General features: G+C 39.9%; 4 protein-coding genes. 3 read left to right on the top strand and 1 reads right to left on the bottom strand.

What is annotated here, in order from left to right; genetic code table 11:
* Positions 1–1,076 precede the first annotated feature (1,076 nt).
* From WFH18_RS16820 to WFH18_RS16810, 3 genes are all read left to right on the top strand, one after another.
* Entirely contained in the window at positions 1,077–2,399 is a 1,323-nt protein-coding gene (locus WFH18_RS16820) for an NCS2 family permease (RefSeq protein WP_004278978.1), read from the top strand.
* A 76-nt stretch (positions 2,400–2,475) separates the two neighbouring features.
* The gene (locus tag WFH18_RS16815; protein WP_004278977.1) at positions 2,476–3,477 is read left to right on the top strand and encodes an adenosine deaminase; all 1,002 of its coding nucleotides are present in this window, start codon (positions 2,476–2,478) and stop codon (positions 3,475–3,477) included.
* A 46-nt stretch (positions 3,478–3,523) separates the two neighbouring features.
* Positions 3,524–3,877, top strand: coding sequence for a hypothetical protein (locus WFH18_RS16810; RefSeq protein WP_004278976.1), 354 nt, complete (start codon positions 3,524–3,526; stop codon positions 3,875–3,877).
* A gap of 43 nt (positions 3,878–3,920) precedes the next feature.
* Here the strand turns inward: WFH18_RS16810 and WFH18_RS16805 are convergent, their stop codons facing one another.
* The gene (locus tag WFH18_RS16805) at positions 3,921–4,484 is read right to left on the bottom strand and encodes a cytochrome b (RefSeq protein ID WP_004278975.1); all 564 of its coding nucleotides are present in this window, start codon (positions 4,482–4,484) and stop codon (positions 3,921–3,923) included.
* Positions 4,485–4,791 lie beyond the last annotated feature (307 nt).

Genomic DNA, 4,791 nt, shown 5'->3' with positions numbered 1-4,791 from the left:
TAAGTGAACGCTATCGAAATAGACGGAAAAGATTCGGTTTACGCATTAACTTAATCGCTGCACTGGTAAACCGGATGAACTTGCAATAACGACTTTCGCAAGAGATCTATTTTATTCTAAAAATTAAAGTTGAGCATTCTTGGAAAAGGCCGATAAAATAAATCGAAATAATTTCTATTGAATAGGTTAGATTTCATTTATCTCCATATCTTAATTTTGAATAAACTTCTTTTAGGTGGTTTAAAAAATATATTAAATTCAATTATTTAGTTTTTTTTAAAAGGATTTTTAATAGGATCGATTTTTTGAAAAAAGAATTATAAATTAATTAAGTATTAATAAATAAAACGACATAAAATTAATATTTAGAGGATAAATAAATGCCTTCTATCGGGTTAAATGTAAACTATGTCACAAGTTTGTTAGGTTTTTTGTTAGCATAATTGCATAGTGTTACAAAGCAGCATAATAAAAATGAAAATATATGCTATCCCTGTTTTTGCCTTAATGATCAGTTTATTAGGATTTTGTGTCCATAAACAGTCCGAAATCAGAAAATATGAAAAGATCCGTCATGTCTTGAACGATGGACGTGATTCAAGCAAATTGCTGGAATCCAATCGGCATCGACATTAAGCAGCTTGTACTACCTTCCTCCCGCCAATTGGGCTGGATTAGTAAAATTAAAAACATAATAAATATAATAAAATTTTTTAAATATTCACCTGGAATATATTAATTTCTAATAAAGTGTAAAATCAAATAAGCAATAAGAAATCAATGTGTTATAATTTGCCAACGATCAGGATGAAGCAGAATTCATCTTGTTAAGCATTTGATTTAAATCGAGAAAATAAAGCTGCATAAAGGTTATGCAGCTTTTTTGTTTAGATTTTTTTTGGGTTTTTATAGCATAGCCCTGGGGCTGTAAGCTGTTCCAACATTTTAACCCGTCAAATGGCTATGCTGGCATATTCGTTGCTAACACATCCTTAAAATTGATGAATTTTTTTATAAAATTTCATTTATTTGACGGCTTGCTTAAAGCATAAAGTTTACTCAATAGGGGCTAGGTCATGACGACTCCTAATCCATCTTCAGAAAGTATGCTTGAACGTCTGTTTAAACTGAGTGAAAACAAAACCAGTTTCCGTACAGAAGTTCTTGCCGGTGTGACAACATTCTTAACGATGTGTTACATCATTATTGTCAATCCGATGATTTTGTCCGAAACGGGGATGGATCATGGGGCTGTCTTTGTAGCAACCTGTCTTGCAGCCGCGATTGGCTGTTTAGTCATGGGCTTGATTGCAAATTATCCAATTGCACTTGCACCAGGCATGGGCTTGAATGCCTTCTTTACCTATTCCGTATGTTTGGGAATGGGTGTGCCTTGGCAAACAGCACTTGGGGCTGTGTTTATCTCCGGTCTTGTGTTTATTGCGATCAGCATATTCAAAATCCGTGAAGCCATTGTCAATGCGATTCCAATGTCGCTGAAACTGGCCATCGGTGGTGGTATTGGCTTATTCCTTGCGCTGATTGCTTTGAAAAATGCCGGCCTGATTGTGGATAATCCCGCTACATTGGTAGGTTTGGGTGATTTAAAACAACCATCGGTTTTACTTGCATTATTTGGTTTCCTTCTGGTTGTTGTGATGCATCACTTTAAAGTGCGTGGTGCGATCATCATCAGTATTTTGGTGTTAACCGGTATTTCAGCAGCATTGGGTCTGAGTGAATTTAAAGGTGTGGTTGGCGCAGTGCCATCGATTGCACCCACATTTATGCAAATGAGCTTTGAAGGTCTGTTCACTGCCAGTTTAATTGGCGTGATTTTTGTCTTCTTTCTGGTTGATCTGTTTGACTCAACCGGTACGCTCGTAGGTGTTTCACACCGTGCAGGCTTGTTGAAAGATGGCAAACTGCCGCGTTTGAAAAAAGCACTTTTTGCTGACTCTTCTGCAATTGTTGCAGGTGCAGCTTTAGGTACCTCATCGACTACACCATACATTGAATCTTCTGCAGGCGTAGCAGCCGGTGGCCGTACAGGTCTAACTGCCGTCGTAGTCGGTATCCTGTTTGTTGCCTGTTTGTTCCTGGCACCATTGGCACAGTCTGTACCAAGCTTTGCAACCGCGCCAGCGCTGTTATTTGTCGGTGTCTTAATGATTCAAGGTATCGTGCATATTGACTGGGAAGACATTACAGAAGCAGTCCCTGCATTTTTAACCATTGTATTTATGCCATTTACCTATTCGATTGCGGATGGTATTGCGATGGGCTTCATTAGCTATGCACTGATCAAATTGTTAACCGGTAAGGCATCAACTGTACCGTATATGGTCTGGATTGTTGCAGTACTATGGACGCTTAAATTCGCACTATTTGGCGGCTAATTTTTCTAGATTTGGAAAGGGTGTAAACTCAGTTTGCACCCTTTTTTTATTATTTTAGGTTTCATGAGGAGAAGCGATGAACCGTCTTGAGTTGATTCGAGCTTTGCCAAAAGCCGAGCTTCATGTTCATATTGAGGGCACTTTTGAGCCTGAGCTAATGTTTGCGATCGCTCAGCGTAATAAAATTGCCATCCCGTATAAATCTGTTGAAGAAGTTAAACAGGCCTATAACTTTCATAATCTTCAGTCCTTCCTGGATATTTATTATGCTGGTGCTACTGTATTGATTCATGAACAGGATTTTTATGATCTGGCCTGGGCGTATTTTGAGAAATGTGCTGAAGACCGGGTCGTGCATATTGAAATGTTCTTTGATCCACAGACCCATACCGATCGTGGCGTTGCTTTTGCAACCGTGATCAACGGCTTGCAAAAAGCCTGTGATGATGCCAAAACTAAACTTGGTATCAGTTCACATCTGATTATGTGCTTCTTGCGTCATTTAAGTGAAGATGCTGCATTTGCAACATTGGAACAGGCCTTACCTTATAAAGACCAGATTATTGCAGTCGGTTTGGACTCAAGTGAAGTCGGGCATCCACCTTCAAAGTTTGAACGTGTCTTTGCTAAAGCGCGTGAAGCAGGTTTCTTGGTTGTAGCACATGCAGGTGAGGAAGGCCCGGCAGCCTATGTCTGGGAAGCTTTAGATTTGCTGAAAGTAAATCGTATTGATCATGGTGTACGTTCGGAAGAGGATCCGGCGTTAATGCAGCGCCTGATCGCAGAAAAGATGCCACTGACGGTTTGCCCATTGTCAAACCTGAAACTCTGCGTCGTGGATGATATGCAGCAGCATAATATCCGTCGCCTCTTACAGCAAGGTGTGCATGTCACGGTCAATTCAGATGATCCATCTTATTTTGGTGGTTATATGAATGACAATTTTATTGCCATTGCTGAAGCACTGGATTTAAGCAACGAGGAATTGAAGCAGTTGGCCATCAACTCATTTGAAGCTTCTTTTATTACCGATGCTGATAAAGAGCAATGGATCAACCAGATCCGTGCCCTGGTTTAAGTTTTTAGATAACAGGCAGGGTACGCTCTGCCTTTGTTTTTTATAAATGGATATGAAGTTGAAACATGTAATTCTACTCATCAGTAGCGTGTTGATATCTGCCTGCTCAAATGCAGATATGACTTTGACACAGCGTACTTTAAAACCCGTGATTGAATACCAATGTGCAAAAGAATTGAAAGCATCTAAATTCTGGACTGCCTCGACCTATTTTATGCAGGACAAAAATAAAGCTGAACTTGAGCAAAATGTCTGTTCATGTGTAGGTGAGCATGCACTCAAGGATATTCCGGCAAGCACTTTACTGAAAGCGACTCTGGATGAAGAAGTAAAGTCAAAACTCACGCAACAGGCTATTGCAAACAGTCTGAAAGGCTGCATGACCGAGTTCTTAAAATAAAATCAGCTTTGCAATGAAAGCTGATTGAGTGTGGTTTTGCAGATTATTTTTTAGAAGATTTGGATTGTCGGGTCATGCTGTTGAGTACATGATCTTTATCGATAAAATGATGTTTCAGTGCTGCGAAAATATGTCCAACTAAAAGTAAGCCAACTGCCCAGGAAAGCCAGATATGCAGGGGTTTTACGATCGCGGTTACAGCCGGATTTTCTGAAATCAGTGCCGGCAGGTTAAATAAATATAGCACTGGTGCTGGATAGCCCAGACTCCAGCTATATAAACAGCCGGTGACAGGTAGGGCAATCAGCATAAAATACAAAGCCAGATGACCTGCATGTGCCAAAGTTTTCATCCGGGGTGACATAGTGTCCGGTAGTTCAGGGGCAGGGTGGGTATAACGCCAGAAAATTCGCACAACCAACAGGAAAATAATGGTGGTGGCGATATTTTTATGCAGGGTGATGACATCGCCTTTAAAGCTGCCATCGACTTCATAACTTAAAAAATTCCCACTATAAAAACCAATCAGCCAGGCCGCAATAAAGATAACTGCCATGATCCAGTGCAACCATTGTACCGTGCGCGTGTAATATTGTACTTTTTCCATGTGATTTTCGATTGCCCTCAAAGATGGATGCACCTTAGCAAAGGGCGAATCAGCCCAGCAATTCCAAATCTGCAACGCTATGGTGGCTTTCATGCAACATCCATTGAAATGGCTGGGTGCAGATTAAACATTCAGGATGATTTATAGATTTCTTATTCAGGTGAATTTCGGCACAATAGCGTCACGCTTCATATATGATAGGACTTACGCATTGACGGATTCAAAAAAGTATTAAAATACTTTATAAAGTATCTGTGATCAGACGAATTAAACATGCTTCTACAGCAACTTGTACATTACCCATTTA

It is taken from the genome of Acinetobacter sp. USHLN143, assembly GCF_037145695.1.
Lineage (GTDB): Bacteria > Pseudomonadota > Gammaproteobacteria > Pseudomonadales > Moraxellaceae > Acinetobacter > Acinetobacter fasciculus.
Note: the sequence above shows the minus strand (reverse complement) of the source record. Positions and strands in the feature narration are given on the sequence as shown.

Excerpts from the sequence above, each read along its gene's own strand:
- WFH18_RS16820 (WP_004278978.1), top strand. The coding sequence starts at position 1,077 with ATGACGACTCCTAATCCATCTTCAGAAAGTATGCTTGAACGTCTGTTT.
- WFH18_RS16815 (WP_004278977.1), top strand. The coding sequence starts at position 2,476 with ATGAACCGTCTTGAGTTGATTCGAGCTTTGCCAAAAGCCGAGCTTCAT.
- WFH18_RS16810 (WP_004278976.1), top strand. The coding sequence starts at position 3,524 with ATGGATATGAAGTTGAAACATGTAATTCTACTCATCAGTAGCGTGTTG.
- WFH18_RS16805 (WP_004278975.1), bottom strand. The coding sequence starts at position 4,484 with ATGGAAAAAGTACAATATTACACGCGCACGGTACAATGGTTGCACTGG.